This is a genomic window from Rhizobium sp. SL86, from assembly GCF_026672545.1.
GTDB lineage: Bacteria > Pseudomonadota > Alphaproteobacteria > Rhizobiales > Rhizobiaceae > Neorhizobium.
The window spans coordinates 1,214,353-1,239,809 of the sequence record NZ_JAPPRJ010000001.1 but is presented as its reverse complement, the minus strand read 5'-3'; the positions used below and the strand labels follow the sequence as shown (position 1 = coordinate 1,239,809).

The window sequence follows — 25,457 nt, the reverse complement described above, 5'->3', positions numbered from 1 at the left end:
GTAACGGTGAACCAGGGGAGACACGCCCCTCCCTTCACGCGACCTGTCGGCCCGTGGTTTGATCCTTGTTCGTTTCTTCATCTCCCTTGGGAGATGGCATTCGGCCGGGGCGCTGAAAGCTGCCTCGTAAGTAGATAATAATGTGGCACCTCTCAGCGCCCCGTTCGGCATTGTTATCCGTCGGTCGATCCCTCTGACTGGATGGATGGGCGGGAGACGTTGCCATCACCGTTCCCGGCGTCATTCCTGATCGGACGACGCGGGCGGACAACGGGCGATGCGACCCCCGACCTCCATCCCCTTGTGTGCCACATGAGGCACGTCCGGCGCGCAACGCTGGGAACTCTGGAGACAGTGCGCTGACGTCCGACGCGCATTGCCTCCACCCGGTCGCCGGAGGGGGATCCTGTTGACGGACCCGGAGCAGGCGGTTTTGCGTCTCACCCGCCTGACCCGAACCGGCCCCGCATCGCCGGCACGCCTGCCGGTGTATCCGCTGCGGGACGAAAGGATTGTAGGCACAGGTGTTGGGGGCGGGGATGACGGGGATGAAGATTTTTTTGGGAGGCTTCGACAGAGAGGCTCTTTGGTTACCTCTGGGCAAAAAAGTCCCCCTCTGGCTGCCGCGTTCGTTCCTGCGTCTGGCTTGATGTGAAGCCAAACGACGATGCGGATCGCGCTACAGGTTTCGTCGAGGCCGCCTTCCTGCCGTTTATGCCGATCGGCTTGCGGTTTCGAAGGGGGGAGTAGCCTGCCGGCGCGGCAGGCGGGCGAACATGACCGCGTTGCCGGCCAAAGTCAGTGCGAGACCGAATAGGGCAAGCGGCGTAAACTGGTAATCCTCATAGAGACTGGAAAGGGTCAGCGCGACAACGGGAAAGAGCACCGTGGCGTAGGCCGCCTTTTGCGAGCCGATGCGGGACACCAGCATCAGATAGGTGGTGAAGCCGATGACCGAGCCGAAGACCGACAGGTAGACGAGGGCGGCGAGATAGGTCGTGTCCGGCGGCAGCACGATGGGCGTGCCGGTGATGCCGATCAGGGTGAGCAGGGCGATCGATCCGTAGCTCATACCCCACGCATTGGCGGTCAAAGGTGAAATGCCTGAGGCGCTGTTGCGGCGCGAAGCCATGTTGCCGAAGGAGAAGAACAGCGTGCCGAGCGCCGAAAGCCCGATGCCCTTCCAGCTGTCCGGATTGACCGCCGTGAAGATGTCCGGTCCGAACAGCAGTGCAAGACCGGTGGCGCCGAGAGCTGCGGCGACAAGCGTGCGCGGTTTGATCGGTTCTGCGAAAAAGATCCGAGCATTGACCGCGTTATAGACGGTGGCCAGCGAAAAAACGACGGAAATCAGGCCTGACGGGACGTAACTGGCTGCATGATAAAAGCACAGAAAGTTGCAGCAGAAGAGAGACAGCGCCTGCACAAGAATGAAAGGTTGCTGCCGGAGCGTCGGCACTTTCAATCGACCGGACAGCAAAAGCGCAGCAACGAGCACCAGCGCTGCAAGCGCAAAGCGGAAAAAGACCGAAACCAGCACCGGAACAGGCCCGATCTGCAATGCGATGGCGATCCAGGTCGTGCCCCAGATCAATACGGTCGAGGAGAAGAGAAGAAGATTGGTCATGGCGAATTGTCTCACGTTCGAGACAAGAAAATGCGATATCCGGCGGATATTCTTGCACGATCTTGTGGTGATCTTTATCTGCCGACCGGGTGGTGATGGTGCTGGGCGCCAGATGCGCTAGAGTGCGCATCATTATCCAGGGGCATTTCATGCTGCGTAGCGCCACCGTTTTTGACGCACTGTCTACATCCTCCCGCGCTGAGCGGGTGGAGACGCTCGATCTTGGCGAGGGTAAGGCAAGTGCCATCTGGCGCAACAGCCATGACCATGTGCGGTATGAGCGGGCGGACGGACACACCCTAAGTTGTTATCTGCGCGGCGGCGATGGTACACGCCGGATCGATGCCGGCTGTATCGCCGGTTGGCCGGGTGCGCTCAGCATCATGCCGCAAGGGGCCTCATCCGAATGGGATATTACCGACCGATTTGAATTCGTCCATCTCTACGTGGCGGACGCGGAGTTGCGGCGCTTGTTTTCCGAGATCTTTGATCGCGATGCCCGGTTGATGCTGCTGCCGGAGGCGACCTTCGACGAAGCGCCGCACCTGTCGCACGCCTTGGCGCGTTTAGCAAATGCAACGCACAGCAATGACCGCCTGCTGGCCGAGGAGGCAATCATTGCATCGGTCGAGCAGTTGTTTGTCGATCCACGTTACGGGGGCGAGCGACGGATTATATTGCGCGGCGGCTTGGCGCCGATTCTGCGTCACCGGCTGATCGACTATATCGAGACGAATCTTGAACGGACGATCACGCTGAGACAGCTGGCGACGCTTGTCGGTCTGAGTGAGTTTCACCTGCAGCGAATGTTCAGCTTGAGCTGCGGGGTGTCGCCGTATGCTTTCATTCTCAACCGCCGCGTCGAGCGGGCGCGGCGATTGCTGGCTGGCGCAGAGCCGATTGCCCAGATTGCGGCTGATTGCGGGTTCAGCAACCAGAGCCATCTGAGCCGAAGCTTCAAGACCGTCACTGGGACGACACCATTGGCCTATCGCCGCGCTGTCCGGGGTTGAGGCCGGATCGTGCGCCTCATTTGTTTGCCATCTTCGCCATGGCTTCCGGATAACGTTCGCCCTTCACCTTGGCGGGCGAGAGAAGGTCGCCCAGCTCCTTCACCTCGTCCGGCGTCAGCGTGATCGCGGCGGCGGCGACGTTTTTTTCCAGGTTGGCGATCTTGGTGGTGCCGGGGATCGGCACGATGAAATCGCCCTGCGCCAGCACCCAGGCCAGCGCCAGCTGGCCGGCGGTCACGCCTTTTCTCTCGGCCATCTGTTCGAGCAACTGAACCAGAGCCAGGTTGGCGTCGAAATTTTCGCCCTGGAAGCGCGGCAGGCCGCGGCGGAAATCATTGTCGGCAAGACCCTCAAGATTTTTCAACGCCCCGGTCAGCGCGCCGCGTCCAAGCGGTGAGAACGGCACGAAACCGATGCCGAGTTCCCGGCAGGTTTCGAGAACGCCGTTTTCTTCCGGATCGCGGGTCCAGAGCGAATATTCGCTTTGGATGGCGGCGATCGGATGCACGGCATGTGCCCGGCGCAGTGTCGCGGCGCTGGCTTCGGACAGACCGAGCGCCCTTACCTTGCCTTCCTTGACGAGATCGGCCATTGCACCGACGGTTTCCTCGATCGGCACGTCCGGATCGACGCGGTGCTGGTAGAAGAGATCGATCACCTCCACGCCGAGCCGCTTCAGCGAGGCTTCCGCCACGGCGCGCAGATGTTCCGGCCGGCTGTCGACGCCGGAGGGGCGGGCGGCCTTGGCCGCGTCGCCGATGGTGAAGCCGAACTTCGTCGCGATCAGAACCTGGTCGCGATAGGGTTTCAGGCCCTTGCCCACCAGTTCCTCATTGGTGAAGGGACCATAGACCTCGGCCGTATCGAAGAGTGTCACGCCAAGCTCCACGGCGCGGGCCAGCGTGGCAAGCGCTGACGCTTCATCCGTCGAGGGGCTGTAGGCATGGGTCATGCCCATGCAGCCAAGGCCAAGCGCCGAGGTGGTGAGCGAACCGAGATGGCGGCTTTGCATAAAAGGATCTCCTGTTTGCGGATGTGATGCGGCCGATAGCGGAAACCTGTCGCGGAGGAGGCAGGCGGCAAGACCCGTCGCCGGTATGAATGCAACTGTAGAAGGGATCGAAGTTCTCGAAAATAGCTGTAAATCACCGCAGGCTGTTCTATCATTTCGAACAATGAACCGAACACAGCTCTCCCAACTCGCCGTCCTTGCCGCCGTCGCCGAACACAAGAGCTTCCGCAAGGCGGCCACTGAACTCTCCATTGCGCCCTCTGCCGTCAGCCATGCGGTGTCGGCGCTGGAGGAAAGCCTGGGCATTCGCCTGCTGCAGCGGACGACGCGCAGCGTCGCACCCACGGAAGAAGGGCGCCAGCTGATCGCGACGCTTGGCCCGGCACTGGCCGAAATCGCAACGGCCATCGAAACCCTGTCCGACAAACGGGAGCGGCCGGCCGGACCGCTGCGGCTGACCATGCCGCAACTGGCGGCCGACGAGCTGATCCTGCCGCGGCTGGCCGAGTTCGTGGCGCTGTATCCGGACATCGAACTGGATCTGCGCACGGAGGACCGGTTCGAGGACATCGTGGAGCGGGGGCGCGATGCGGGCTTAAGGCTCGGTGAGCATCTGGAGGCCGACATGATCGCGGTGAGGGCGAGCGGCCCCTGGCGCGGCGCCATCGTCGGTTCGCCCGGTTATCTGGCGCGCCTGCCGGCACCGCAGCACCCGCGCGATCTCATGCAGCACCGCTGTATCCGCCGGCGTTTTTCCAGCGGCAGCATCTACCGCTGGGAGCTGGAAAAGGACGGCAAGCCGCTGGTGGTGGATGTCTCCGGCCCGCTGATCCTCTCCGACCAGGGCATGATGCGCCGGGCCGCACTCGACGGCATCGGCCTCGCCTTCCTGTTCGACCGGCGCGTCGAAGAGGATATCGCGGCGGGGCGGTTGATCCGGGTCCTGGAGGACTGGTGTCCGCCTTTCGAGGGTTTCTACATCTATTACCCCTCGCGGCGGCAGATGCGGCCGCCGCTCAGAGCCTTTGTCGATTTCTTTCGCTGGCGCGCCTGAGAGAGGTCAGAACTTGATCCGGTAACGCACGTGGCCGTCGGAGGGCACGAAGGAATCATAGAGCTTGCGCGCCGTCGTGTTGCCCTCGTCTGTATGCCAGTAGAGCCGCGACCAGCCGTTCTGTTTTGACAGAGCCACGAGATCCTCCATCAGGGCGCGGCCGATGCCCTTGCCGCGGAAGGTCTCGTCGAGGAAGAGGTCCTCCAGATAACAATCCGGTGTCTTCACCCAGGTGGAATCGTGAAAATGGTGGATGGCAAAACCGGCCAGCCGCCCGTCCACCTCCGCGACGCGCATCGCCACCCGCGAGGCGGGATCGAGGATGCGGGCCCAGGTGTGGTCGGTGACATCATCGGCCAGCGTGACGTTGTAAAAGGCGAGGTAACTGGCCCAGAGTGTTCGCCAGCCGGCTTCGTCCTCTGCCCGGGCGTCGCGGATGATCAGGTCGCCACTCATGCGCCGGCCTCGTTCAGCTGCTGCATCTGCGCGTCGGTGAGCGTCAGCGAACCGGCGGCAATCATCGAATCGAGCTGCGAAAGCGAGGTGGCAGAGGCGATCGGCGCGGTGATGCCGGGACGGGCGGCAACCCAGGCGATTGCGATCGCGGCGAGGCTCTGGCCGGTCTCTTCGGCCACCGCATCGAGCGCGGCGAGAACGCGGCGGCCCTTCTCGTCGAGATAGGAGCCGACCCGGTAGGAGCGGGCGACACCCTGCGTATCCTCCGGCTTGCGATATTTGCCGGTGAGGAAACCGGCGGCCAGCGCGTAATAACTGATCACGCCGATCTCTTCGGCCATGCAGAGATCCGCGAGCGGCCCCTCGAATTTGTCGCGGGTGTAGAGATTATATTCCGGCTGCAGCACGTCGTAACGCGGCAGGCCGGCCTTGGCGGCGGCATCGAGCGAGGCCTGCAACTGGCCGGCGTCATAGTTCGAGCAGCCGATGGCGCGCACCTTGCCGGCCGTCTTCAGCGTCTCGAAAGCTTCGAGCGTCTCTTCGACCGGCACGTCCGGGTCGGGTTTGTGGGCGAGGTAGAGATCGACGTAATCCGTGCCGAGGCGGGTCAGCGAGGCATCGATTGCCTCTTCGATCCAGCTCCTCGAGAGGCCGGTCTTCTGCCCGCGATTGTCGAAACCGACCTTGGTGACGATCACTGCCTTGTCGCGCGAAACGGTGCCGCGTTTCAGCCAGCGGCCGATGACGTTTTCGCTTTCGCCGCCCGCATGCCCGTCCACCCAGGCGGAATAGACATCCGCCGTATCGATGCAGTTGAACCCGGCCTCGAAGAAACGGTCGAGCAGCGCAAACGAGGTCTTTTCGTCGGTCGTCCAGCCGAAGACATTGCCGCCGAAGACGACGGGGGCGATGGACAGGCCGGTGCGGCCAAGCGGGCGCAGATGCATGATGAAGACCTCGTGATGGGGCGGACAGGACAGAGGATATGGCGCGAACCTAACCCTGCGGAGCGCGATGCACCATTCAATTCGCGTGATGGGAGGATCAGGCGGATGAACGCATATGACCTGCGCGCAACAGGCTGGGCGGCTGGTCGTAATGCTGGCGCCAGATGCGGCGCAGGTGTCGCGCCGAGGCAAAGCCGGTGCGGGCCGCGACATTTTCGAGATCGAGCCTGGACTGGCTGATGAGTTCGCGTGCCAGTGTCACCCGCATCAGGTTGACGTAATCGATGATCGACAGGCCGGTATGCTCGCGAAACAGGCGCGACAGGTGCCGTTCGCTGAGATGGCCGAGGTGGGCGAGGCGCGCCACCGACCATTCGGCGGCGGGATCGGCCATGATCGCATCCTGAACGGCGTGGATCGCCGGATGCACATGGTTGCGACCGGAGAGCCAGGGCGAAATCTGCGGATCGCTGCCGCTGCGCCTCAGATAGATCACCATTTTGCGCGCAGCGGCGAGGGCGACCGGGGCAGAGGTCATCTCGGCAACGATGTGCAGCATGAGATCGATGCCGGTGGAAATGCCGGCGCTGGAAAACACCGGGCCGTCTTCGACATAAAGCCGGTTTTCCAAGACCGTCGCCGTGGGCGCGAGGCGGCGCAGATCCGCGATGCAATCGGCATGTGTCGTGCAGGTCCGGCCTTCCAGCAGTCCGGCCTCCGCCACCAGCAGCGCGCCGGAACAGATGCTGACGATGCGTGTATCGGGCCGCACCACCTGGCGCATCCAGCGGGCAAGCCGGGCGCGCTCCGCTGTGGTTTCCGCCGGGTCCGGCACCAGCGTCGTCGCGCCGGAGACGACGAGCAGCGCATTGTCCGGCAATTGTTCCGGCAGGGGGGCGAGGCCGGTCAGCGACAGGCCGATCGAGGTCGTCTGCTGCGGTTCAGCGGACACGTATCGGGTATCGAAGCGGAGCGCATCCTGGTGCTGATTGGCATAACGCAGGACCTCCATCGGCCCTGCAATATCGAGCAGCAGCGCATGCGGCGGCACCACCATCAGGACCGGGACGGTGGTGCCGGGCGTGCTCATGCGGCGAGCCTTGTCTCTCCCAACGCCTCTTCCACGGTGGCGATGCGGGCAAAACGGTTCTCTAGCACCATGGCCGTATGGCGGCGGATGTCCGCCGGCGAGTGGGTAATGCCGTCCGCATCGGTCATCGGAAAGGTCAGCGTCGCCTCGGCGACATAGGTGACCTTGAAACCGAGATCGGAGGCGTGGCGGGTGGTGGTTTCGCAGCACTGCTCGGTGCGGATGCCGGAGATGATCAGGTTGCGGATGCCGTTTGTCGTCAGCCAGACATCAAGGCCGGAGCCGACGAGGGCCGAATGGCGGCGCTTTTCGAAGATCCGGGTCGGCGCGATGCTGAGGCCCTCGAAGGTGCGCACATGGCCGCTCTCCTTGCTGAAGGGGCCGGCGTCTTCCACATGGAAGATCTGGAGGATCGGCAGATTCTGCGCGGCCGCGCCATCGATCAGCGCCTGCTGGCGTTCCAGATAACGGGCCAGATCCGCCTCGTCCCAATAAGGCCGGTGGCGGAAGGACTCTTGGACGTCGATGACGATGAGGGCAGTGTCGGACATTTTCGGCTCTCCGGTGCTTGATAGGATAACCGCAATCTAGGCTTTTATACCAGTCGCAAAAGCAGGGTTTCGGACGAAGAGCGGACGTTTCCGGCCATCGCTGTTATCCATGCGTGCTGACGCTCAGCGTCCGGCACCGGCCTGCGCCCGCTGGCTGATCCAGACGCTGGCGAGAACCACCACGACGCCGGTGATCTGGAGGGTGTCGAGTGACTGACCAAGCAGGCTCCAGCCGAGCAGGACGGCGACGAGCGGGCTCAGGAAACCGAGCGCAGACACCGCCGCCGGTTCCAGCCTGGAGAGGCCGCGGAACCAGAGGATATAGGTCAGCGCCGCGCCGATCAGGCCGAGATAGGCAAAACCGATGAGGTTTGGCAGTGTCGGCAGCGGCAAAGCGGGTTCGAGGGCCAGCGCGAAGGGTGCCAGAAGCACTCCGCCCGCCGTCAATTGCCAGGCGGTGAAGGTGAGCGGTGAGACGGGCGGTTTCCATTTGCGGCTCATCACCGTGCCGCAGGCCATGGAGACGGCGCCGCCGAGACCGGCAAGGATGCCGAGCGGATCGAGCGCTGCCTGCGGGGTGAGCACCAGCAGGGCGACGCCCGCCATACCGGCAAGGCCCCCGGCAATGGCGAGCATGCGGACCGGCGCGCCGAGCACCAGCCGGGCCAGCACAATGACGATCAGCGGCTGGATGGCACCGACGGTGGCCGCAACACCTCCGGGCAGCCGGTAGGCGGAGACGAAGAGGCAGGCCCAGAACAGCGAGAAGTTCAGGGGACCCAGCACGGCACTCTTCCACCACCAGGCGCCGAAGGGGAGGCGGCGGACGATCAGCAGCAGGAGGAGGCCAGCCGGCAGGGCGCGCAGGGCAGCAACCGTCAGCGGCAGGCCGGGCGGCAGCAATTGTGTCGTGACGATGTAGGTGGAGCCCCAGATGGCAGGGGCAAGCGCGGTCAGCGCCGTATCGGTCAGGCGGCTCATGGCAGAGTTCCATTTTATCTTGACGTCAAGATAGATCCGGAAATCTTGACGTCAAGATAAATATCCGGCATGGATCGGTCATGGATCATGTCGCCCGCATTCTGGAACAATGGCATCGGGAGCGCCCGGACCTCGACGTGGGTCCGATGGGCCTGCTCGGCCGCCTGGGGCGGTTGCATGCCCACCTGATCCGCGAGATCGAGGCGGTGCTGGCCAGCCATGACCTCAATCGCGCCAGTTTCGATGTGCTGGCGACCTTGCGCCGCGCCGGATCACCGTTCCGTCTGTCGCCGGGGGATCTTCTGGCGGCGACCATGGTGACCTCCGGCACGATGACGAACCGCATCGATCAGTTGGTGAAACAGGGCTTGGTGGCGCGCCTGCCGAACCCGGAGGACGGTCGCAGCGTGCTGATCGGCCTGACCGAGGCGGGCCTCGCGCTGGTCGACCGGGCCGTCACGGATCATGTCGCCAACCAGCATCGCCTGACGGCGATGCTGGAGCACGAGGAGTTCCGGCAGCTGGATGCGCTGCTTGCGACCTATCTGGAGCGGATCGAAGGATAGGCTCAGCAGGCCTCAAGGTGTTTTTCCGGCACCCAGCCTTCGCGGCCGGCCGCGTTGCGGGCCCAGAGCCACAAATGCCCCTCCCAGAGATCCGATTTGCCGGTCAACGTCAGCACGTCGCCCGCGCGAACGATGATCGGATCGGCATAACTCGCTTTCCAGGCTTGCAACACCCGGAAGGAGGGCATCAGAGCCGCTCCACCACGCGGCGCACGCGGACCAGATGCGACGAGAGTTTTTGCGCGGTCACGCGGTCCATGTCGTGCAGCGCCAGCATCCTGAAATCGAGATTTTTGGCGCAGAAGACCGCGATGCCGCGCTTCAGCAGGCGGCGGACGGGATCGCCCATGTAGAGTTTGACCACCCACCAGGGGGAGCCGGTGGTGGTGAAGGCGTAAAGATGCCGGATATTGCCGAGTGCCGGGCGGATGCGCCCGCCCGCCGGGTCGTGATGGAAGGCAACCCCCGGCGCAAAGATGCGATCGAAGAAGCCCTTGAGGATGGCCGGGAAGTTGAACCACCATTGCGGAAAGACGAGGATCAGCCCGTCGGCTGTCTTCAGCCGGGCAATGATCGGATCGACCGCGGCGGTATCGCAGGGCGTGTCGAAATAGGTCTGGCGCTCGCGGGCGGACAGCCTGGGGTCGAAATCCTCGCGGTAGAGGTCGAGGAGATCGACGTCATGGCCGTTCTGCCGCAGGGTTTCGACGACGGCATTGGCCACCGAAGCGGCAAAACTCTCCGGCAGCGGATGTGCGAGAACGACGAGGAACCGGAGGGCCATGGTTCAGAACAAGGTCCCCTGTTCCGGCTTTTTGTCGGAGGCGGCCGGCTTAGTCGCGCGTTTGCGGGGAGTGGCCAGTGCCGGTACGGTCGGGGCTGCCGGCGGTTCTAGGCCTTCGCCGGCTGTCGCCGCCACGCGTCCATCGGCGAACTCGATGGAAAGGGTCTGTCCGCTGGCGACCGCCGCGGCGCGCGTGAGCGGCATGTCATCCTCGCTGCGGATCACGGCAAAACCGCGTTTCAGCACGTTCTTGTAGGACAGCGACTGCAACACGCGATCCTGCGCCACAAGGGTCGCCCGGTGCCGCGCCATGGCGTGGCGGATCGCCGTTTCCGCCTGACGCGCCAGCGAGGCGGCATGCAGCCGCTCGCGGGCGATCTGGCCGGCGAGGCGCTGCGGCAGGCCGGACAGCTGCGCCTCGGCGCGCTGGATGCGGCTGCGGGCGCCGAGCAGCTGGCGCTCCAGGCAGCGATCCTGGCGCAGCACCTGTTCGCCGATATGACGGCGGCGCTCCGCAATCCGGTTGGAGAGAAGATCGAGCCTCAGGCCAGCCGTCGCCCGCTCGAACTGGCGACGTTTGGCGATCGCTGTGCGTTCCAGCCCGCGTCCGAGACCGGCGGCGGCCTCGTCGAAACGCCGGCGCGGAAGGGCGAGCAACTGATCGAGCGAGGGGAGCGCCCGCATCAGCGAACGCAGCGCCTGACGGCGATTGTCCATCTGGCGGCTGGAGGCGCCCCGCAGCCGGGCCGACAGATTGGCGAGTTGTGCCTCGAGCTCCGCCTTCACCGGCACGGCCATTTCGGCAGCACCGGTGGGCGTCGGCGCCCGCACGTCGGCGGCATGGTCGATCAACGTCCAGTCCGTCTCGTGGCCGACGGCGGAAATCAGCGGGATGGCGCTGTCGGCCGCCGCGCGCACCACGGCCTCGTCGTTGAAACTCCAGAGATCCTCAAGGCTGCCGCCGCCGCGCGCAACGATCAGCACGTCCGGCCGCCGCACGGGTCCCAGAGGATCGAGCGCGTTGAAACCGCGGATCGCATTCGCCACCTCATCGCCGGAACCTTCGCCCTGCACCTTGACCGGCCAGACGATGACATGCACCGGAAAACGATCGGAGATGCGGTGCAGGATGTCGCGGATGACGGCCCCGGTCGGCGAGGTGACGACGCCGATCACCGTCGGCAGGAAGGGCAAAGGCCGTTTGCGGGCCGGATCGAACAGACCTTCGGCGGCAAGTTTCTTCTTGCGCTCTTCGATCAGCGCCATCAGCGCACCGGCACCCGCCGGCTCCAGCGTCTCGATGACGATCTGGTATTTCGACGAGCCTGGGAATGTGGTGACCTTGCCGGTGGCAATCACCTCCATGCCCTCTTCCGGGCGGAATTTCAGCTTGGAGAACGAGCCTTTCCAGATCACCGCATCGATGCGCGCCTTGTCGTCCTTCAGCGCGAAATAGGCATGGCCGGAGGAATGCGGGCCGCGATAACCGGAAATTTCGCCGCGCACCCGCACATGGTCAAAGGCCGTCTCCACCGTCCGTTTGATCGAGCCGGAGAGTTCCGACACCGACAATTCGGCAAGGTTGGTCTGGGTCTCGCTGAAAAAGGGCCTGTTCATGGATCTGTTCTAGCCGATTCAGGAGCCCGTTTCACCCTCTGCGAACGGCAAAAACGGTGTGCAACCGAAGCCGTTTCCGTGTCGCTTCACCAGTCCTTAAGGCTGATCCGCGGTTTTGCGCTTCTCTAGGCTGGCGTGGAGTGTTTGTTCGGCTTTTGCGGCTAAGCCATAGGCACGAAATCCGGAAGAGGGGATCCCGTCGTGGTTTTCTTGACTGCCTGCCTGCTGGGAAGCGCCGCCTGTGCCCTGCGCTCGTTGTGGGCGCTGACCATTGTCGCCGTTATGATACCGGTTCTGTTTGCCGCAAGCGCGCTGGTGTCCGGGTCCGCATCGCTCTGGCTGCTGGTGGCGGCGATTGCCGGGCTGAATGCCGGGGTCATGTTGCCGCTCGGGCTGATGCTCGTGCTGCAGGGCCGGTCGCAGCGCCTTTTCTGAGCAAAGGGCGGAAACCTTGGCAGGCGCCGCTCCGCGAGGGCGGATCAGTGGTTCACCACGCGATAAAGGCGGAAGCCGTCCGGATCGGAAACCGGAAGCGGCTGCAGATAAGGCGGCACCTTTCCGTTGGACAGATCGGCGTAAAGCCCGTCCGGCTTCAGCCGCTTGAGGGCCTGGGTCTGCGGATCGGTGGCACAGAAGGCAAGCACGGTGACCTGGGCCCCCTTCAGGAAGGCTTCGGCCTCCTTGGCGCTCGCAAGACCAATATGCAGTTCCGTCAGCATGCCGCCCTGATTGCGGTGATAGGGGGCGGAGAGAACCCGGTGCGGTGTATAGCGCAGGATAGTCGTGCCGCTTTCCGACGGTGCGGCGATCACGCCCGGCGGAAGTGTTGCCAATGCCTTCATGTCGGCCCGGCTGGTGCAGGTTTCCGCCGCCCGTTTCGGGGCGCTGGCCTCGGTGAGCGCGCTGATGCTGATCGAATTGCCAATACCTTTCGTCGAGACGGCGCCCAAAAACACCCAGACGACGGGCACCGACATCAGCACCGTGATCACATAAACAAAACCGGCATTGATGTTTTCCGGCTCCGCATGCGACTGGCGGCGCAGATCGTCGATGATCAGCGACAGCGGCAGGATGGTGATGGCGTTCGCCAGGAAGGAGCCGCGCACCTGGATGAGCGAGATGATCCAGGCGGCGCCGATGATGGCGAGCAGGACGAGATGGATCTCCGTTTTTTCGCGGTCGAGCACCCGGAAGGCGCAGATGGCGATCGCAAACAGGCCCACCGCATAAAAACCGCCGACGGTCGAGGGTTCATGCCTGAGCTGCGACAGGAAGGGCTGGGCTTCGGTCACATTGTTGAGCCACAGGTCGCGCAGCATCGGGTCGAGACCGGCGAGCGGACTGCCGAGGCATTGCGGCGCAATGAGGACGGCGGCGGCGAGCATGGCGATGCCGAGACCACCGAGAGTTATAAAACGTTGTTTCTGGCTTGCGCCCTTCACCCCAAGTGCCAGCAGAAACAGGCCGGCGCCGCCAAGGGCTGTCAGCGAATAGAAACCGAGCGAGAGGTTGTCGCAGGTCACCAGACCATACTGTGCAGGAGGAACCGTTGCGACGAAAAGCCCGGTGATCGCAAGGCTCAGCGAAAGGCCAAAGGCGCGGGCGGGGGCTCCGAAGGCCTCGCCATGCCAGGCCCACTGAACGGCCACGCAGGCGCAGGCGACAGCCACGATCGGCACGGTTTCTGCGCCAATCGCAATGGCGATGGCAGCCGTGATGCCGGCCAGAACGTGGCTGATGCCACCGCGGCGCCGATCGATAAGGCAGGCGGCCAGAAACACCATCAGCACCTGCTGCAGGTTATGATGATCGATCGAGCCCGGATAAAAGCGGACCGAGGTGAAGACGAAGAGCGAGGCCAGGCCGAAGCCGATATGCATGGTGGAGACGCCGCCCATGCGCCGGCCGCCAAAACCGGCCGCGGCAATGAACAGGAGACCGAGCAGCAGCGGCCAGACGGTGAGCGCCAGCGCTTCCGCCTGTTCGGGCGAGGCGGCAAACAGCGAAAACAGCCGGATGAGCGCGCCGATCGGCAGATCGACCAGCCGCGACCAGTGCATCAGCGTGCCGCCCTCAAGGCCGAGCCGGTACTGCATCATGTCGAACCAGCTCTGGCCGGACAGCCAGTCGCGCACCTCGACAAGCCGCATCACGTCGTCATTGTCCTTGCCGACATAATCGCTGGCGCCCGGCACATGGAACACCAGAAGGGTGGTGATGACGACGACGCCATAAGCCAGCAGCGAAGGCAGGAAACGATCCCAGAGGCCCGTCGGGCGGCGGCGCTGGTCAAGGCCGGTTTCACGGTGTCGCAGGGAAGCTGTCATGTTCTGGTCCTCGGCGGCCGGGCCGGCAGGCCACATTCTCTTGGCGGAAACCTAGCCTTAACCTTCTCAAGAAATAGTAAAGCGCGCGCGGCCCGAAGACGTGGCCCGCGATGTGCCGAGTATCGGGTGGACGTCATGGACCAGGCCGCAGCAGGTGATCTTTCGATCGCCGTTCTTCTTCCCTGCTACAACGAGGCGGCCACCATCGCCTCCGTCGTGCGGGGCTTCCGGCTGGCTTTGCCGGGCGCCCGTATCTTCGTCTACGACAACAATTCGACCGATGGCACCGCGCTTGCCGCCATGCTGGCCGGCGCCGAGGTGCGTCGCGAACGCCGGCAGGGCAAGGGCCATGTGGTGCGCCGCATGTTTGCCGATATCGATGCCGACATCTACGTGATGGCCGATGGCGACGGCACCTATGCGCCAGACGATGCCGAGGAACTGATCCGCACGTTGCTGACGGAGCGGGTGGACATGGTGGTCGGCACACGGCGCGGCGTGCATGACGATGCGGGCCGCCAGGGCCATGCGGCCGGCAACCGGCTGTTCAACATTCTCTACCGGCAGATGTTCGGGCCGGATTTTTCCGACATCTTTTCCGGCTACCGCGCCTTTACCCGCCGTTACGTGAAAAGTTTCCCGGCCGTCTCGGGCGGCTTCGAGATCGAAACGGAAATGTCGGTGCACGCTTCGCGGCTGAAGCTGCCGGTGGCGGAACTGGAACTGAACTACGGCCGCCGGCCGGAGGGGTCTTTCTCGAAACTCTCCACCTTCCGCGACGGTTTTCGCATCCTGCGCATGTTTGCGATGCTGATGAAGGAAACCCGGCCGTTCATCTTCTTCGGCCTGATTGCCGCGGCCCTGTTTTTGAGCGGCAGCCTGCTCTCGATTCCGGTTCTCATCGAATATTTCGAGACGGGGCTCGTGCCGCGCATGCCGACCTGGATGCTGTCTTTGGCCTTGATCAGCCTGTCCTCGGTTGCGCTGACGGCCGGCGTGATCCTCGATTCGGTGGCGCGTGGTCGCAATGAGATGCTGAGGCTTGCTTATCTCAATCAGCCGGACCGCATGTCCGGACGCGAAAGCCTGGCAACCCCGATCGAGACGGTGAGCCCAGCAAGCGGGACACGGGCGGCGTGAAAAAGCTGATCTGGTTCGTGTTCGCCGGCGGCACCGGGTTCCTGATCGATGCCGGACTGACACAAGGCCTGATCCTGGCCGGTCTCAGCCCCTTTGCCGCCCGCATCCCGGCGATCCTCGCGGCCATGGCCTTCACCTGGTTCATCAACCGCACCTTCACCTTCGGCCGTTCGCAGCATTCGCTGGTCGCGGAAGGTTTTCGTTATTGGGCGGTGGGGGTCACCTCGGCGCTGCTGAATTACGCCTTGTATTCGCTGCTGATCCACCGGCTGCCGATGCTGCAGCCGGTGGTGGCGGTGGTCTTCGCCTCGCTGGGGGCGATGATCTATACCTATTTCGGTTATTCCCGTTTCGTCTTTCGCCACCGGCGCAAGGACAGCGAAAGCCGCTGAGGCTCAAACAGTCTCCCAGCCGTCCTTGTCGCTCGCGCGGTAAACCGCGTCGATGAAACGCTGGTTGAGGCGCGAGCTTTCCAGTGACAGCACCTCCGCATCGCCGCCCAGGGCCTTTTTCGCAAAGGCTTCCGCCTGGCGTTTGTACTGGCGGCTGTCCTGGAACCGGAAGACTTCCGAGCGGCCATGCGTCTGGTCGGTCAGTTCCACCTCTTCGGCGCCGTAGCGGTCGGCATTAAACGGCGATTTCACCTCGATGAAACCGTCCGTGCCGTGGAAGACCATCACCTGGCGATGCGCCATCTGGGTGGAGATGTAGAAGGAAAGGTCGAAATCGCCGAAATCGGCCTTCACGGACGAGTAGATGTCGGTACCGAATTCTTTGTCGCGTTCGGTCGTTGCCTGCACGCGGAGCGGCTCCTTGGCTGTGGAAAAACGTGTTGCCATCGTCGGGTAGACGCCGATATCCGGCAGGCCGCCGCCGCCGAGTTCCGGGATGTTGCGCATGTTCGAAGGATCGCGGTTGAAATAGGTGAAGGCGCCCTGCACATGGCGCAGGCGGCCGATCGCGCCCTTCGACAAGAGGTCGCGCACCTTCAGCCAGACCGGCGCATAGGTGATCATGAAGGCTTCGGCGATCAGCACCTTGTTACGGTCGCGGGCTGCGATCAGCTGGTCGATCTCAGCAGCCTTCAGCGCAATCGGCTTTTCGCAAAGCACATGTTTGCCGGCATCGGCGGCCTTGATGGTCCATTCGACATGCTGGCTGGTCGGCAGCGGAATATAGACGGCGTCGATCGTGTCGGAGGCCAGCATCTCTTCATAGGAGCCGAAGGCATGCGGCACGGAGAAACGGTCGGCCAGGGTGCGTGCGCGGGCAAGCTCGCGGCTGGCGATGGCCGTGACGACGGCGTTCTCCGCGTCCTGAATGGCCGGGATCACCGTCGTCTGGCCGATACGCGCGGTGGACAGAATTCCGAAACGCAACATGAGATCCTCCCAAGGGATGTGTAGAGCGACCATGGGCATAGTGAGCGAATGCAGGCCGCCGATTGGACGTGAAAAATGAAGGCCCTGCCGCTCCCCCGCGGCAGGGCAAAGTCAGCAGGCGCTTTCGCTCAGGCCCATTCGCCCTTGCGCATCACGGGCACTTTCGAGCCATCGGCGCGGATGCCGTCGATATCCACGAGGTTCGAGCCGATCATCCAGTCGATGTGGATCAGCGAGGAATTGCCGCCCTGCGCCTTGATCTGATCCGGCGTCAGCGAGGCGCCGTTGAGGAAGCATTTCGAATAGCACTGGCCAAGCGCGATGTGGCAGGAGGCGTTTTCATCGAACAGCGTGTTGTAGAAGAGAATGCCGGACGCCGAGATCGGCGAGGAATGCGGCACCAGCGCCACTTCGCCAAGACGACGGGCCCCCTCATCGGTATCGAGCACCTTGTTCAGCACCGATTCGCCCTTCGACGCCTTGGCCTCGACGATGCGTCCCGCCTCGAAACGCACCTGGATGTTGTCGATCAGCGTGCCCTGATGCGACAGCGGCTTCGTGGACGAGACGAACCCTTCCACCTTCAGCGCATGCGGCGTGGTGAAGACTTCTTCCGTCGGGATGTTCGGATTGCAGGTGATGCCGTTCTTGGCGGTCGAAGCGCCGCCATGCCATTCATGGCCGTCCGCCAGGCCGACGGTCAGGTCCGTGCCCGGCCCGGTGAAATGCAGGGCGGCAAACCGCTCGCCGTTCAGCCAGCTGGAGCGCTTCTTGAGGTTGGCATTATGCTCGGCCCAGGCGGCGATCGGATCGGGCGTGTTGATGCGCGAGGCGGAAAAGATCGCTTCGGCCAGCTTGTGGACGGCTTCCTCCTCCGGCAGATCCGGAAAAACCTGCCGTGCCCAGGACGGGTTCGGATAGGAGCAGATATGCCAGTTGATGTCGAAGTTGGAGATCTTTTCGAGAGCCGGCTTGTAGGCGATCGAATTCGCCTTGTTGGCGCGCGCCACCTTCTGCGGATCCTCGTTGGCCAGCATCATCGGATTATCGCCCGAGATGGCAAGGCGAGCAGCACCCCCTTCGTACGCCTTGGCCATGCCGTCATAAAGCCAGGATGCCGCCTTGTCGAAGCTCGCATCCGGCGCATGGCGATAACGTGCGAGCGTGGTTTCCTCGTCGGAATAGAAGGTGGAGACGAGACCGGCGCCGGCCATGTAGGCATGTTTGGTGATCTCGCGCACCAGCGGCAGGGCCGCGATCGGGGCGGTGATGACGAGGTCCTGGTTCGCCTTCAGCTGCAGGCCGACCTTGACGGCCACCTCTGCCAGCTTGTCGAGTTTCACCGGATCGATGGGCGTGTTGATGGTGGAGTGGATCGTCATGGGACCTCAAACCTGTCTTGTGGGACCTTCACTGTGTCACAGACATAGTCCGGCGATCAGGTCTCGGCAACAACCGAGGCGGTGATGGCCTTCAGCACATCCTTCGCATCCTGCGGCGACAGCCGTATCTGCAGGCCGCGCTGGCCACCGTTCATGTAGACGAAATCTTCGTTCATGGCGGCAAGCTCGATTACCGTCGGCACATTCTTCTTCTGGCCGAAGGGGCTGATGCCGCCGACCACGTAACCGGTCGCCTTTTCCGCGGCTGCCGGCTTCATCATGGCGGCCGACTTGCCGCCGAAGGCGGCGGCGAGTTTTTTCATCGAGACCTCGCGGTCGGATGGCACGACGGCGCAGACGGCCTTGCCATCCACCTCTGCCATCAGCGTCTTCAGCACGCGGTGCGGCGGTTCGCCAATCGCTTCGGCCGCTTGCAGGCCGATCCGTTCCGCATTCGGGTCGTAGTCATAGGTGTGCAGGCTGAAGGCGACGGAGGCTTTGCTGAGCACCTGCGTGGCGCGCGTGGTCTTGGACATGGAAAACGATCCGTGGAGGGGCCGCGTCAGCGGGAAAACAGCTTGGCATAGATCTCCGGCTTGAAACCGACGGTGATGGCGCCCTCGGCCTCCAGCACCGGACGCTTGATGAGCGAGGGCTGCGCCAGCATCAGATCGATGGCCTTGTCGCGCGAAAGGTCGGTCTTTTCTGCATCCGAGAGCTTGCGAAATGTGGTGCCGGCGCGGTTCAGCAGCGTTTCCCAACTGGTCTCGTCTGCCCAGCGTTCGAGATGGGTCCGGTCGATGCCCTCTGCCTTGTAGTCATGGAAACGATGGGTGATGCCGCGCTCTTCCAGCCAGTTGCGGGCTTTTTTCATCGTGTCACAGGTCTTGATTCCGTAGATCGTCGTCATGCTTCACCCTTTGGAAAGGGGAGACCTTAGCATCTCCCCGCGCCCGAGGAATTACCAAATGGTAAAGCTTGTGGCTACTCGCATGCGTTGGTTGCATGCCTCCTATCCGCTCTTGTGCATTGCGGAAAACAGCCGTTGATCCGATATTTAGGACAGACAAAAGGAGATGACAATGTCTACGAAAATCAACAGCATGCGCGGTGGCTTCCTGGGTCGTGCCTTCGCTGTTTTCGGTGCTGCCGCTCATGCTTCCGCCGCCGTCGAGGCAGGCCGCAAGCCGGCCAAGCGTGACCTGGTAACGCTGGGTATCGATCCCAACGCCTTCGAGCGGATGTAACCTCTTCCCGTTGCGGCTCCGGTCCTCCGGTACCGAGCCGCTTGCCGCTCTCAGACCCTGCCATTTGGGGGGTCTGAAACCTCTTGTTAACGCTAAACGTGCACGATCCTCCGAATTGGAGGAGATGTAAAATGCACGCATCGGTTTTGCAGACGTCCTTTCCCGCGGACGCAACCGATCGGAATGACGGTCTTCGCGAGGCCGTGACGCGCCTTGCTGCAGAAGCCTCGGCGCTTGGCATCCACCTGGTGGATATCGCCGGCGCGATCCAGGATACAGCGGCGCAATCCTCCGAGCAGGCCAAACTGCTGACCCGTATCACCGGCTCCGCCCAATCGATCGCAGACGCCAATCGCGAGATCGCCCGAGCACTCGGCGAGACCGACAAGCTTGCCACGAATGCACGCCAGGTCCTGACCCTTCAGGCACAACAGCTGAACGGCTCCGTTCACGCCATCGATCATATGGTCGAGGCGTCGCGTGGCATTGGCGTCGAGATCCGCTCCTTTTCATCGGCCCTTGCCGATGTGGGCAAGTTGGCCGAAGAGATTGGCACGATCGCCCGGCAGACCAATCTTCTGGCCCTGAATGCCGCGATCGAAGCGGCGCGCGCCGGGGATGCCGGCAAGGGGTTTGCCGTCGTCGCGGCCGAGGTGCGGGCGCTCTCCCTGCAGACATCGCAGACGACCTCCTCCATCCAGGAAACCCTGCTGCATCTTGGCCAGCGGATCGAAAAACTGATCGCGGCCGGCGAAGGGGCGCGCGTTTCGGCGGAAGGTGTGAAGACCACCGCGCAGGATGTGCAGGGTTCCTTCCACGAGGTGGAAGAGGTGATGTCGAAGATCCTCGACGGCGCATCGACGCTCGCCGGCACGACCGAAGCCGTGGACCGGCAGTGCACGGAGTTTGCCACCAGCATTGCGGCAACCGCGAGTGCCGTTCTGAAATCCAATGATCAATTGCAGCAGACCTCGGCCCGTGTCGCCGATATGGTGACGATTTCCGAACGGATGATCCAGGCCACGGCCAGTGCCGGTGTGCAAACCTCCGACACGCCCTATATCGAACAGGTGATGGCCGTCGCCGCGGATGTCAGCCAGTTGTTCGAAGAGGCCGTGCGGGCCGGCCGCATCGATATCAACTCACTGTTCGATCGTGATTATCGTGTCATTCCCGGCACCGATCCGCTGCAATACATGACCCGGTTCACCGAGTTCACCGATCGGGTGCTGCCGTCGATCCAGGAACAAGTGGCCGAAAGTGACGAGCGGATCGCCTTCTGCGCCGCCGTGGACAACAACGGTTACCTGCCGACACACAACAAGAAGTTCTCGATGCCGCAGCGTCCCGGCGACGTGACCTGGAACACCGCCAACTGTCGAAACCGCCGCATTTTCAACGATCGTGTCGGCCTTGCCGCCGGCCGTAGTACCGCACCTTTCCTGCTGCAGACCTATCGTCGCGACATGGGCGGCGGCCAATTCGTGCTGATGAAGGACATTTCCGCACCGGTGACCGTCAACGGACGGCATTGGGGTGGTGTACGTCTTGCGATCAAGGCCTGATCCGGCCCGTCATCGCGGCGCCATGGTCGACCAGACAGGTTCGCTGATGCTCTGCAGAAGGTCCGGCGCCACGCCATCAATGCGGGCAATCACCGCCTTGGCAAGTTCCCGCCCGGCCTGGCGCACGCTTTCATTCACCGTGTAGATTTCCGGACGAACCCAGTTGAGGAATTCCGCCGACTGTTTCGAGACCATGTCGACATCGGTGCCGAGCCTTCGACCGGCCGCTTCCAGGCCGGCGACAAGCGCGATGCTGGCGCTGCCGCTGATCGAGATGATGCCGTCTGGCGGATCGGCGGATTGCATCAGCATCTGCATCTGGCTGCGCACCTCATCCAGCGGCGCCTCGCTGGTGATGCGCCCCATCGCCACTTCGGTCGCACCGAAGGTGGCAAGCGCCCGTTCGAAACCGATGCGGGTGTGCAGGTAATAGGAGAGTTTTGCCGGCGGCGCGAGCAGCGTGATGCGTCTGCGACCGAGCGAGGCCAGCTTTTCGACCGCCTGGAAGGCGAAGGTCTCGTTGTCGAAATCGTGGAAGGGATGCACGATGTCCATATCGGTGCGGCCGTGCGTGGCAAAGGGAAAATTCCGTTCCGTCATCAGTGCCACCCGCGGATCATCCGGCGCGGTGCGGGAAATGATCATGCCGTCGGCGGAGCCGGTATCGAGGATGTAGCGGACCGGCGCCATCGGATCCTTCTGGTGCATGTGCGGCGTCAGCACGAGATGGTATTGGGTGCCGGCCAGAACCTCGGAAATCCCGAACATCATCTGGCTGGTGAAGCCCATCAGCTCCTCATCGATGCTCAGCACCAGCGCGATGACATTGGTCTTTCCGGTCCGCAGGCGCACACCCGCCCGGTTGGGCTGGTAACCGAGCTGGCTTGCCACCAGGCGCACACGCTCCTTCGTCTCCGCCCCGATATCCGGCGCATCCTTCAACGCGCGAGACACGGTGGTGATGCCGAGACCCGTCATGTAGGCAATCGTCTTCAGTGTCGGGCGCAGATTGCCGGACGCTGGCGATTGCCGCGTTTTTGTGATCGTGTTGTCGTCCATGCGTCGTCCACCCGAGTCAGGCAGGAGACTATAGATGATTTCTTTCTCGCCTGGAAACGGGATGCCTCCTCCCGATGGCAGCCTCATCCGCTTGAAAACTGAAACGTTGCAGTAAAAATGTCGAGCGTTTTTTGAGCGAGTTCTGAAGCATTGCAACTCCAGACGGTACAACGCAGACGCGGAATCATTTTTGCACCTGCGAGCGGACAGATTGGGGGAAATTCGCCAAAAATTCGGCAATTCAGGTCTTTACTAGGCCTTTGTCAGAGGTTGCCGTAAGTCCTGTTTGCGAGGGTATACGTATTCTGGGTTGTATATGGTTATTCGAAAATAAATTTTTGTCAGACCCGGTTGCGCCATACGTCTTCTTGTCATAGCTTTTTTACGGCAACGTTTCAGTGAGGGAGGAGACTCATGAATATGCGTGCAGTGAAAGCAATGGCCATGGCAAGCGTGATGCTGCCGGCTACCTACGCAGGCGCAACGGACCTTGAAGTAACCCATTGGTGGACATCCGGCGGTGAGGCCGCAGCCGTCAAGGAACTGGCAAAGGCCTTTGACGCCAGCGGCAATAAATGGGTCGACGGAGCCATTGCCGGTTCCGGCGGCACCGCCCGCCCCATCATGATCAGCCGTATCACGGGCGGCGATCCGATGGGAGCCACCCAGTTCAACCATGGTCGTCAGGCCCAGGAACTGGCGGAAGCCGGTCTCATGCGCGACCTCACCGCCGTTGCCGAAAAGGGCAAATGGCGCGAGATCATCAAGCCGGCCAGCCTGCTGGACAGCTGCACCATCGACGGCAAGATCTATTGCGCGCCGGTGAACATCCACTCCTGGCAGTGGCTGTGGTTGTCCAACGACGCCTTCAAGAAGGCGGGCGTGCCGGTGCCGAAGAACTGGAACGAGTTCGTGGCGGCCGGCCCCGCGCTGCAGAAGGCCGGCATCCAGCCGCTCGCGATGGGCGGCCAGCCCTGGCAGGCGACCGGCGCCTTCGACACGCTGATCATCTCCCTGGGTGGTCGCGACCTCTACATGAAGGTGTTCAAGGACAAGGATGCCAAGGCGGCAGGCGGTCCGGAAATGGCGGCGATCTTCAAGGCTGCCGATGAGGCCCGCAAGCTCGCCAAGGGCACCAATGTGCAGGACTGGAACCAGGCCACCAACATGGTCGTCACCGGCAAGGCCGGCGGCCAGATCATGGGCGACTGGGCCCAGGGCGAATTCCAGCTGGCCGGCAAGGTCGCCGGAACCGATTATACCTGCCTTCCGGGGCTGGGCCTCAACCAGTACCTGACGGCCGGCGGCGACGCCTTTTATTTCCCGCTCCTGAAGGATGAGGCAAAATCCAAGGCGCAGGAGAAGCTGGCCGAAGTGATCGTCGACCCGAAGACGCAGGTGGCGTTTAACCTGAAGAAGGGTTCGCTTCCGGTGCGTGGCGACGTGGATCTGTCGGCCGCCAATGACTGCATGAAGAAGGGTCTGGACGTTCTGGCCAAGGGCAACATCCTGTCCAGCACCGACCAGTTGCTGTCGCCCGATACCCAGAAACAGAAGGAAGACCTGTTCTCGCAGTTCTTCGCCAATGAATCGATGACGCCGGAGGCCGCGCAGAAACGGTTCGCCGACATCATTGCCGCCGCCGACTGACTCGCGTCCCGGTGACGGAAGCCGGCCGGTGCAAGCCCAGCACCGGCCGGTACTTTGGCAACCTCGGCCGAACCACGAGGCCTCGATGGCAGACCTGATGCGCCCCATGGGCGCAGGGTGCCCTCTGCGCTTTTATGGTCGCCGCGTTTGAGAAGGATTAGAAGATGGCGGGTCACGCGCATGCAGGCCGACCGAACCAGCTTTTCCGCAATCTGAATTCCAAGATCGCCCTCACACCGATGATCCTGATCGCGCTCGTGGTCTTCCTCGGCGGCACGATCTGGACGGTCGTTTATTCCTTTACCCGCTCCGGCCTTCTACCGCGCCTGTCCTTTGTCGGGCTGGACCAGTACGAGCGCCTGTGGGCGGCACCGCGCTGGATCATCTCGATCCAGAATCTGGCCATCTACGGCATCCTGACGCTGATTTTCAGCCTGGTCATCGGTTTTGTCCTGGCGGCGCTGATGGACCAGAAGATCCGTTTCGAAAATACCTTCCGGACGATCTTTCTTTATCCTTTCGCCCTGTCCTTCATCGTGACGGGCCTCGTCTGGCAGTGGATCCTCAATCCGGAATTCGGCATCCAGTCGATCGTCCGCTCTCTGGGCTGGACGACATTCGAGTTCGATCCGCTCTACAATGCCGACATCGTCATCTACGGCATCCTGATCGCCGGGCTCTGGCAGGGCACGGGCCTGGTGATGTGCCTGATGCTGGCCGGCCTGCGCGGCATCGACGAGGACATCTGGAAGGCGGCGCGTGTCGACGGCATCCCCATGTGGCGCACCTATATCTTCATCGTCATCCCCATGATGCGGCCGGTCTTCATCACCACGCTGGTGCTGATCGCGAGCGGCATCGTCAAGGTCTACGACCTCGTGGTGGCGCAGACGAGCGGCGGCCCGGGCATCGCGTCTGAAGTGCCGGCAAAATACGTTTACGACTACATGTTCCAGGCGCAGAACCTGGGGCAGGGTTTTGCCGCCTCCACCATGATGCTGATCACGGTTGCCATCATCATCGTCCCCTGGGCCTATCTCGAATTCGGAGGCAGGAAGCGTGGCTAATGTGACCGCTCTCAACACCACCGCGGCGAGTTTTGATGCCGTCGCACAGGACGTCTCCGGCCCCCGAGGTCGCCGGCCGCGCCGGGCGCTGTCCCGCCGCAACATCATTCTTTACGGCCTGCTGGGCCTTGCAGCACTCTATTATCTGCTGCCGCTCTACGTGATGATGGTGACCTCCATGAAGGGCATGCCGGAGATCCGGCTCGGCAACATCTTTTCTCCGCCGGTGGAGATCACCTTCGAACCCTGGGCCAAGGCCTGGGCGAGTGCCTGCACCGGGCTGAACTGCGACGGTCTTTCACGCGGTTTCTGGAATTCCGTGCGCATCCTGCTGCCATCGGTCGCCGTCTCCATCGCCGTTGCGTCGGTCAGCGGTTACGCTCTGGCCAACTGGCGGTTCAAGGGGGCCGACCTGTTCTTTTCGATCCTGGTCGTCGGCGCCTTCATTCCCTATCAGGTGATGATCTATCCGATCGTCATTTTGCTGCGGGAACTCGGCATCTATGGCACGCTGACCGGGCTTGTCATCGTGCACACCATCTTCGGTATGCCGATCCTGACGCTTCTGTTCCGCAACTATTTCACCTCGCTGCCGGAAGAGCTGTTCAAGGCGGCCCGCATCGACGGGGCGGGTTTCTGGCAGATCTATTTCCGCATCATGCTGCCGATGGCGCTGCCGATCTTCGTCGTGGCGATGATCCTGCAGGTGACCGGTATCTGGAACGACTTCCTGTTCGGGGGTCGTCTTCACCCGGCCGGACAGTTATCCGATGACCGTGCAGCTCAACAACATCGTCAATTCGGTGCAGGGCGTGAAGGAATACAATGTCAACATGGCCGCCACGCTGCTGACCGGCGCTGTTCCCCTCATCGTCTATTTCATCTCCGGCAGATTGTTTGTCCGCGGTATTGCCGCCGGCGCAGTAAAGGGCTGATT

At 62.8% G+C, this 25,457-nt stretch carries 26 protein-coding genes and 1 pseudogene; 11 read left to right on the top strand and 16 right to left on the bottom strand.

Annotated features, from left to right (window positions below):
• Positions 1-712 precede the first annotated feature (712 nt).
• Positions 713-1,627 (bottom strand): DMT family transporter, encoded by a 915-nt coding sequence (locus OU993_RS06250; protein ID WP_268155427.1) that lies wholly within the window; start codon positions 1,625-1,627, stop codon positions 713-715.
• Positions 1,628-1,776: 149 nt separating this feature from the next.
• Between OU993_RS06250 and OU993_RS06245 the strand changes: the two genes are divergently transcribed.
• A complete protein-coding gene (locus tag OU993_RS06245; protein WP_442792936.1) occupies positions 1,777-2,640 on the top strand; it encodes a helix-turn-helix domain-containing protein in 864 nt (287 codons plus the stop codon).
• A 16-nt stretch (positions 2,641-2,656) separates the two neighbouring features.
• On the opposite strand, the gene OU993_RS06240 is transcribed toward OU993_RS06245, so the two are convergent.
• Positions 2,657-3,652, bottom strand: coding sequence for an aldo/keto reductase (locus OU993_RS06240; protein WP_268155426.1), 996 nt, complete (start codon positions 3,650-3,652; stop codon positions 2,657-2,659).
• A 163-nt stretch (positions 3,653-3,815) separates the two neighbouring features.
• Here OU993_RS06240 and OU993_RS06235 point away from each other — a divergent pair, with 163 nt between their 5' ends.
• A complete protein-coding gene (locus tag OU993_RS06235; protein WP_268155423.1) occupies positions 3,816-4,706 on the top strand; it encodes a LysR family transcriptional regulator in 891 nt (296 codons plus the stop codon).
• 6 nt (positions 4,707-4,712) lie between these two features.
• On the opposite strand, the gene OU993_RS06230 is transcribed toward OU993_RS06235, so the two are convergent.
• The 5 genes from OU993_RS06230 to OU993_RS06210 form a co-directional block, all read right to left on the bottom strand.
• Entirely contained in the window at positions 4,713-5,162 is a 450-nt protein-coding gene (locus OU993_RS06230) for a GNAT family N-acetyltransferase (RefSeq protein ID WP_268155422.1), read from the bottom strand.
• On the bottom strand, positions 5,159-6,109 hold the full coding sequence (locus OU993_RS06225; protein WP_268155420.1) for an aldo/keto reductase: 951 nt from the start codon (positions 6,107-6,109) through the stop codon (positions 5,159-5,161). Before OU993_RS06225 ends, OU993_RS06230 begins: the two co-directional genes overlap by 4 nt.
• 97 nt (positions 6,110-6,206) lie before the next feature.
• Positions 6,207-7,199, bottom strand: coding sequence for a GlxA family transcriptional regulator (locus OU993_RS06220; protein WP_268155418.1), 993 nt, complete (start codon positions 7,197-7,199; stop codon positions 6,207-6,209).
• Entirely contained in the window at positions 7,196-7,750 is a 555-nt protein-coding gene (locus OU993_RS06215; RefSeq protein WP_268155416.1) for an isochorismatase family protein, read from the bottom strand. Before OU993_RS06215 ends, OU993_RS06220 begins: the two co-directional genes overlap by 4 nt.
• A gap of 123 nt (positions 7,751-7,873) precedes the next feature.
• Positions 7,874-8,731, bottom strand: a complete 858-nt coding sequence (locus OU993_RS06210) for an EamA family transporter (protein WP_268155414.1) — start codon at positions 8,729-8,731, stop codon at positions 7,874-7,876.
• Between the two features lie 80 nt (positions 8,732-8,811).
• Between OU993_RS06210 and OU993_RS06205 the strand changes: the two genes are divergently transcribed.
• Positions 8,812-9,297, top strand: coding sequence for a MarR family winged helix-turn-helix transcriptional regulator (locus OU993_RS06205; RefSeq protein WP_268155412.1), 486 nt, complete (start codon positions 8,812-8,814; stop codon positions 9,295-9,297).
• 2 nt (positions 9,298-9,299) lie between these two features.
• Here the strand turns inward: OU993_RS06205 and OU993_RS06200 are convergent, their stop codons facing one another.
• Genes OU993_RS06200 through xseA form a run of 3 tightly spaced genes read right to left on the bottom strand, consistent with a single transcriptional unit; the run spans position 9,300 to position 11,698 of the window.
• Complete coding sequence (locus tag OU993_RS06200) at positions 9,300-9,485, bottom strand: SH3 domain-containing protein (protein ID WP_268155411.1); 186 nt, start codon at positions 9,483-9,485, stop codon at positions 9,300-9,302.
• Positions 9,485-10,081 carry an NAD(P)H-dependent oxidoreductase gene (locus OU993_RS06195; protein WP_268155409.1) on the bottom strand — a complete coding sequence of 199 codons (597 nt, stop codon included), beginning with the start codon at positions 10,079-10,081 and terminating at the stop codon, positions 9,485-9,487. The genes OU993_RS06200 and OU993_RS06195 overlap by 1 nt, the downstream gene beginning before the upstream one ends.
• Positions 10,082-10,084: 3 nt before the next feature.
• A complete protein-coding gene (xseA, locus tag OU993_RS06190; protein ID WP_268155408.1) occupies positions 10,085-11,698 on the bottom strand; it encodes an exodeoxyribonuclease VII large subunit in 1,614 nt (537 codons plus the stop codon).
• Between the two features lie 201 nt (positions 11,699-11,899).
• Between xseA and OU993_RS06185 the strand changes: the two genes are divergently transcribed.
• A complete protein-coding gene (locus tag OU993_RS06185) occupies positions 11,900-12,133 on the top strand; it encodes a hypothetical protein (RefSeq protein ID WP_268155406.1) in 234 nt (77 codons plus the stop codon).
• Between the two features lie 44 nt (positions 12,134-12,177).
• Here OU993_RS06185 and OU993_RS06180 read toward each other — a convergent pair whose 3' ends face one another.
• A complete protein-coding gene (locus OU993_RS06180; RefSeq protein WP_268155405.1) occupies positions 12,178-14,028 on the bottom strand; it encodes a hypothetical protein in 1,851 nt (616 codons plus the stop codon).
• A 135-nt stretch (positions 14,029-14,163) separates the two neighbouring features.
• Between OU993_RS06180 and OU993_RS06175 the strand changes: the two genes are divergently transcribed.
• On the top strand, positions 14,164-15,168 hold the full coding sequence (locus OU993_RS06175) for a glycosyltransferase (RefSeq protein WP_268155404.1): 1,005 nt from the start codon (positions 14,164-14,166) through the stop codon (positions 15,166-15,168).
• Positions 15,165-15,560: a GtrA family protein gene (locus OU993_RS06170; protein ID WP_268155403.1), complete on the top strand. Its 396-nt coding sequence runs from the start codon at positions 15,165-15,167 to the stop codon at positions 15,558-15,560. The genes OU993_RS06175 and OU993_RS06170 overlap by 4 nt, the downstream gene beginning before the upstream one ends.
• A gap of 3 nt (positions 15,561-15,563) precedes the next feature.
• On the opposite strand, the gene OU993_RS06165 is transcribed toward OU993_RS06170, so the two are convergent.
• The 4 genes from OU993_RS06165 to OU993_RS06150 form a co-directional block, all read right to left on the bottom strand.
• Positions 15,564-16,550, bottom strand: a complete 987-nt coding sequence (locus OU993_RS06165; RefSeq protein ID WP_268155401.1) for a Gfo/Idh/MocA family protein — start codon at positions 16,548-16,550, stop codon at positions 15,564-15,566.
• A 128-nt stretch (positions 16,551-16,678) separates the two neighbouring features.
• Positions 16,679-17,932, bottom strand: a complete 1,254-nt coding sequence (locus OU993_RS06160; protein ID WP_268155398.1) for an aminopeptidase — start codon at positions 17,930-17,932, stop codon at positions 16,679-16,681.
• A 56-nt stretch (positions 17,933-17,988) separates the two neighbouring features.
• Positions 17,989-18,468, bottom strand: coding sequence for a Cys-tRNA(Pro) deacylase (ybaK, locus tag OU993_RS06155; RefSeq protein WP_268155396.1), 480 nt, complete (start codon positions 18,466-18,468; stop codon positions 17,989-17,991).
• A gap of 26 nt (positions 18,469-18,494) precedes the next feature.
• Positions 18,495-18,842 (bottom strand): ArsC family reductase, encoded by a 348-nt coding sequence (locus OU993_RS06150; protein WP_268155394.1) that lies wholly within the window; start codon positions 18,840-18,842, stop codon positions 18,495-18,497.
• A 172-nt stretch (positions 18,843-19,014) separates the two neighbouring features.
• Between OU993_RS06150 and OU993_RS06145 the strand changes: the two genes are divergently transcribed.
• Both OU993_RS06145 and OU993_RS06140 read left to right on the top strand, forming a co-directional pair.
• Entirely contained in the window at positions 19,015-19,179 is a 165-nt protein-coding gene (locus tag OU993_RS06145) for a hypothetical protein (protein ID WP_268155391.1), read from the top strand.
• A gap of 131 nt (positions 19,180-19,310) precedes the next feature.
• Positions 19,311-20,744 carry a methyl-accepting chemotaxis protein gene (locus OU993_RS06140; RefSeq protein WP_268155389.1) on the top strand — a complete coding sequence of 478 codons (1,434 nt, stop codon included), beginning with the start codon at positions 19,311-19,313 and terminating at the stop codon, positions 20,742-20,744.
• 9 nt (positions 20,745-20,753) lie between these two features.
• Here OU993_RS06140 and OU993_RS06135 read toward each other — a convergent pair whose 3' ends face one another.
• A complete protein-coding gene (locus OU993_RS06135; RefSeq protein WP_268155387.1) occupies positions 20,754-21,803 on the bottom strand; it encodes a LacI family transcriptional regulator in 1,050 nt (349 codons plus the stop codon).
• Between the two features lie 414 nt (positions 21,804-22,217).
• On the opposite strand from OU993_RS06135, the gene OU993_RS06130 reads away from it, so the two are divergent.
• From OU993_RS06130 to OU993_RS06120, 3 genes and pseudogenes are all read left to right on the top strand, one after another.
• Entirely contained in the window at positions 22,218-23,453 is a 1,236-nt protein-coding gene (locus OU993_RS06130; RefSeq protein WP_268155386.1) for an ABC transporter substrate-binding protein, read from the top strand.
• Between the two features lie 164 nt (positions 23,454-23,617).
• A complete protein-coding gene (locus OU993_RS06125; protein WP_268155385.1) occupies positions 23,618-24,520 on the top strand; it encodes a carbohydrate ABC transporter permease in 903 nt (300 codons plus the stop codon).
• Positions 24,513-25,455 (top strand): annotated as a pseudogene (locus OU993_RS06120) (carbohydrate ABC transporter permease). Before OU993_RS06125 ends, OU993_RS06120 begins: the two are co-directional and overlap by 8 nt.
• Positions 25,456-25,457 lie beyond the last annotated feature (2 nt).

What these genes read in the sequence shown, in the direction of transcription:
- OU993_RS06250 (WP_268155427.1), bottom strand. Translation starts at nt 1,627, where the DNA reads ATGACCAATCTTCTTCTCTTCTCCTCGACCGTATTGATCTGGGGCACG.
- OU993_RS06245 (WP_442792936.1), top strand. Translation starts at nt 1,777, where the DNA reads ATGCTGCGTAGCGCCACCGTTTTTGACGCACTGTCTACATCCTCCCGC.
- OU993_RS06240 (WP_268155426.1), bottom strand. Translation starts at nt 3,652, where the DNA reads ATGCAAAGCCGCCATCTCGGTTCGCTCACCACCTCGGCGCTTGGCCTT.
- OU993_RS06235 (WP_268155423.1), top strand. Translation starts at nt 3,816, where the DNA reads ATGAACCGAACACAGCTCTCCCAACTCGCCGTCCTTGCCGCCGTCGCC.
- OU993_RS06230 (WP_268155422.1), bottom strand. Translation starts at nt 5,162, where the DNA reads ATGAGTGGCGACCTGATCATCCGCGACGCCCGGGCAGAGGACGAAGCC.
- OU993_RS06225 (WP_268155420.1), bottom strand. Translation starts at nt 6,109, where the DNA reads ATGCATCTGCGCCCGCTTGGCCGCACCGGCCTGTCCATCGCCCCCGTC.
- OU993_RS06220 (WP_268155418.1), bottom strand. Translation starts at nt 7,199, where the DNA reads ATGAGCACGCCCGGCACCACCGTCCCGGTCCTGATGGTGGTGCCGCCG.
- OU993_RS06215 (WP_268155416.1), bottom strand. Translation starts at nt 7,750, where the DNA reads ATGTCCGACACTGCCCTCATCGTCATCGACGTCCAAGAGTCCTTCCGC.
- OU993_RS06210 (WP_268155414.1), bottom strand. Translation starts at nt 8,731, where the DNA reads ATGAGCCGCCTGACCGATACGGCGCTGACCGCGCTTGCCCCTGCCATC.
- OU993_RS06205 (WP_268155412.1), top strand. Translation starts at nt 8,812, where the DNA reads ATGGATCATGTCGCCCGCATTCTGGAACAATGGCATCGGGAGCGCCCG.
- OU993_RS06200 (WP_268155411.1), bottom strand. Translation starts at nt 9,485, where the DNA reads ATGCCCTCCTTCCGGGTGTTGCAAGCCTGGAAAGCGAGTTATGCCGAT.
- OU993_RS06195 (WP_268155409.1), bottom strand. Translation starts at nt 10,081, where the DNA reads ATGGCCCTCCGGTTCCTCGTCGTTCTCGCACATCCGCTGCCGGAGAGT.
- xseA (WP_268155408.1), bottom strand. Translation starts at nt 11,698, where the DNA reads ATGAACAGGCCCTTTTTCAGCGAGACCCAGACCAACCTTGCCGAATTG.
- OU993_RS06180 (WP_268155405.1), bottom strand. Translation starts at nt 14,028, where the DNA reads ATGACAGCTTCCCTGCGACACCGTGAAACCGGCCTTGACCAGCGCCGC.
- OU993_RS06175 (WP_268155404.1), top strand. Translation starts at nt 14,164, where the DNA reads ATGGACCAGGCCGCAGCAGGTGATCTTTCGATCGCCGTTCTTCTTCCC.
- OU993_RS06165 (WP_268155401.1), bottom strand. Translation starts at nt 16,550, where the DNA reads ATGTTGCGTTTCGGAATTCTGTCCACCGCGCGTATCGGCCAGACGACG.
- OU993_RS06160 (WP_268155398.1), bottom strand. Translation starts at nt 17,932, where the DNA reads ATGACGATCCACTCCACCATCAACACGCCCATCGATCCGGTGAAACTC.
- ybaK (WP_268155396.1), bottom strand. Translation starts at nt 18,468, where the DNA reads ATGTCCAAGACCACGCGCGCCACGCAGGTGCTCAGCAAAGCCTCCGTC.
- OU993_RS06150 (WP_268155394.1), bottom strand. Translation starts at nt 18,842, where the DNA reads ATGACGACGATCTACGGAATCAAGACCTGTGACACGATGAAAAAAGCC.
- OU993_RS06145 (WP_268155391.1), top strand. Translation starts at nt 19,015, where the DNA reads ATGTCTACGAAAATCAACAGCATGCGCGGTGGCTTCCTGGGTCGTGCC.
- OU993_RS06140 (WP_268155389.1), top strand. Translation starts at nt 19,311, where the DNA reads ATGCACGCATCGGTTTTGCAGACGTCCTTTCCCGCGGACGCAACCGAT.
- OU993_RS06135 (WP_268155387.1), bottom strand. Translation starts at nt 21,803, where the DNA reads ATGGACGACAACACGATCACAAAAACGCGGCAATCGCCAGCGTCCGGC.
- OU993_RS06130 (WP_268155386.1), top strand. Translation starts at nt 22,218, where the DNA reads ATGAATATGCGTGCAGTGAAAGCAATGGCCATGGCAAGCGTGATGCTG.
- OU993_RS06125 (WP_268155385.1), top strand. Translation starts at nt 23,618, where the DNA reads ATGGCGGGTCACGCGCATGCAGGCCGACCGAACCAGCTTTTCCGCAAT.